The organism is Microcystis sp. M079S1 (assembly GCF_020246425.1).
GTDB lineage: Bacteria > Cyanobacteriota > Cyanobacteriia > Cyanobacteriales > Microcystaceae > Microcystis > Microcystis aeruginosa.
Genome location: NZ_JADBSZ010000011.1, coordinates 1 through 3,029, shown reverse-complemented (window position 1 = coordinate 3,029; position 3,029 = coordinate 1). Strand labels below are relative to the sequence as shown.

4 protein-coding genes are annotated in these 3,029 nt (G+C 45.7%); all 4 read left to right on the top strand.

The window, feature by feature from the left end; translation table 11 throughout:
- The coding region (locus tag IM456_RS00605; RefSeq protein ID WP_502845917.1) for an ornithine cyclodeaminase family domain at positions 1 to 301 on the top strand (301 nt) is incomplete at its 5' end.
- A gap of 147 nt (positions 302 to 448) precedes the next feature.
- Positions 449 to 835, top strand: coding sequence for a Pepco domain-containing protein (locus IM456_RS00600; protein ID WP_072926907.1), 387 nt, complete (start codon positions 449 to 451; stop codon positions 833 to 835).
- Positions 835 to 2,871 carry a GUN4 domain-containing protein gene (locus IM456_RS00595; protein ID WP_287693317.1) on the top strand — a complete coding sequence of 679 codons (2,037 nt, stop codon included), beginning with the start codon at positions 835 to 837 and terminating at the stop codon, positions 2,869 to 2,871. The genes IM456_RS00600 and IM456_RS00595 overlap by 1 nt, the downstream gene beginning before the upstream one ends.
- A gap of 58 nt (positions 2,872 to 2,929) precedes the next feature.
- The coding region (locus IM456_RS23470) for a RelB antitoxin-like protein (RefSeq protein WP_502845918.1) at positions 2,930 to 3,029 on the top strand (100 nt) is incomplete at its 3' end.

Here is a 3,029-nt window from a genome sequence, read left to right as displayed (position 1 = left end):
TGGTCCGCTTCCGGATACGGAGATGGATTTAATTAAAGCACAGGAAGAATATTCCCGTTTAATTCAAGGTGCAGACATGATTCTCATGCTCTCTAGTATGCTCCATTCCATCGGTGTGGGCAATATGACACCGGCGGGGGTAAAAATGGTCTGTGTTGATATTAACCCGGCCGTGGTGACAAAATTAAGCGATCGAGGTTCCGTAGAATCCGTGGGTATTGTCACCGATGTGGGTTTATTCCTGAGTCTGTTAACCCAACAGTTGGATAAGTTAACCCGTCCCTTGGTAGAAACGGTTTAAAACCAATATTCTAAAACATAAAACTTATGAGCTTTGGGGGTATTTAAACCCCCTTTTTTGGGACTATTAACCCCTATCTCTATAGGTGAGTTAGCAATGGGTAACTAGAATAATAAAGGAGAACCATTGCCGAAAAACGAGAGCGCTATGCCAGAAGAAACTATTTGGATTATCACCGCAGAAGATACCCCCGTCACCCCCGATAAAGATGCGAAAGGAAACGACACCTATGACAATCCCTGGGACACGAGGAAAACTATCACCGCAGCTGCGACTCGTGGCGTAAAAGTGAGCATAGAGAAGCTAGAGACAGAACTTTCCCATTTTCTCCAGCTTATCGGCAAAGTCTTCAATCAAGCACAGAAACAGGTCAACCAACAAACCGGTTTTAAACTCGATGAAGTAGAGCTTTGCGTAGAGATTACCGGAGAAGGTGAAGTAAAATTGTTAGGGACGGGGATTAAGACCGGCACTAAAGGCGGATTAACCCTAAAATTCAAGCGAGACGAGAAAAACACACCGACTGCGGACTAATGGCGAACTGGGCATTTATCATCGGCATTACAGCCTATAAACAGGGACACTTTAACAAGCTAGATTGCGCCATCGAAGACGCGAAGGCTATGTTTCGCTATTGTAAAGAAGAAGCCAAGTTTGACATGGTTTTCCTCTTTACCGATGATTCTGACCCCATTAAAACGCCTAGCGGTACTTTTCTAGAAACGAAACCCACCGCCACAAATTTAAAAATCTTCCTCCATGAATTTTTCGAGTCCCCGCAGTTGGAGACGGGGGATAACTTCTGGTTTTTCTTCAGTGGCCACGGATTACGACATCAGGAACAGGATTACCTCGTTCCCCACGATGGACACTCCCAATTGCTCCCAGATACCACCATTTCTCTCACCTATCTCACCCAACGCTTACGCAAATGCGGCGCGGATAATATCATTCTGTTGTTGGACTCTTGCCGGAACGAGACGCGATTCGGCAATAAATCCGCGGGAGGAAAACCCCAACAGGGAGTGATTACCATCGCTTCCTGTAGTCCGGGGGAAGAATCCTATCAAATTCCCGCTTTGGGAATGAGTTCGTTTACCTACGCGCTTCTGGAGGCTTTGCGAATTGAGGGGGAAAGGAATTGCGCGACGGTGGAGAGACTTTGTAATCATCTATTCCATCGAGTTCCGGAAATCAACCGACAATACAACAAACCCCCGCAGACTCCCCACTCCACCGTCGAACCAAACTACAAGAATCATCTGATTCTGTTACCGAAACAAGCAACTATCACCGATATCGCGTTACTGCGAGAGGAAGCGTTAGATTTAGAAGGTGACGGGAGACTAGAAGAAGCAAAACAGTTAATGAGGCGAGTATTAGCCTTAGACCCCACGAATCCGAAGGTTTTAAAAGTTTATGACCGGATTACCCTGAAACTAGCACAACAACCCGTCCCACCGTCCCCTAAAACGGAACCGATAAATGGCGAGTCGGCGAAAACGATAACAGAAACCCCGAAACCCGCAGCACCGAAACTGGAAGAAATCGAACTAAAAAGTGCCAAAGGAATCGATTATCGAAACTTAGAGGATTTATTAAAACGGCAGCAATGGAAAGAAGCGGACGAGGAAACCGCGACAGTGATGGTACAGGTAGAGGTAGCCAACCGAACAGAAGAAGGATGGCTACGGGTAGAGGATATGGATAATTTTCCCTGCGAGGATTTGCGAACCATTGACCAATTATGGGTTAAATATAGTGGCGGTCGCTTCGGGTTTTCCGTGCAGGCGAAAATCTACCGCGAACTCGGTGGGACGCAGCAGTATGATGAGAGAGTTTGGGACGCTTTCGGAGATAGAGTAGGCTGGCGAGTGAGAGGTAGGTGGATGGTAGATGTACCATTTTTGTCTACTTTCGACCTAAAATCACCCCAAGGCCACCTCCCAGCGCGTTATTTTTTTGCATTTACTACACATAAATCTCAGCATAGGAGTCGTTGGATACTTCTCTTCTCTTGCGTCGAGACTTGTAAAACGATAACAGAAACCCCGAAACCCGCACCACCGCCAGAAATCGAACTAAAAAGCGCCAAAGGAATCGATTATCGAAACTTAGAAGATTTATTAAAACGGCAGCAATGGAAGCAAGCGGACGATGAAACCGCGACAGTGATGCTACAGGTAGCTAACCGAACGAACGAAGGATGGCTACGGGTAGAGGATATCGATAATTTTCCCTGCGAGGATTTGCGAACCATTGACCAATTATGGGTTAAATATAGTGGCGGTCGCTTTGGTTTTTCCGTGCAGGCGAAAATCTACCGCGAACTCGGTGGGACGCGGGAGTTTATTAGGGAAGTTTGGACCGCTTTCGGAGATAGAGTAGGCTGGCGAGTGAATAATAGCTGGATACACTACAAAGGTTTTACTTATGACCTAAAAGCACCCCTAGGACACCTCCCTTATAAAATGTGGTTTGATGGTTATTTCGCCTGGGAAAAAATGTTTTGGAAGGGAGGGTACGGTGGTTTTGAGGTTGCTACTCTTCTCTCGCGTCGAGACTTGTAAAATGTAACATATAAAGATTACAGCCAATTTTTAAGAATTGTATCGGAGGGAAAACCAAATGCTAGAAATTAACAAAAGCTATGTATTAGACAAAGATCAAAAGCCGATTGCCGTTCAAATTCCCATTGCTGAATTTGAAAAAATCGAAGAAATCCTAG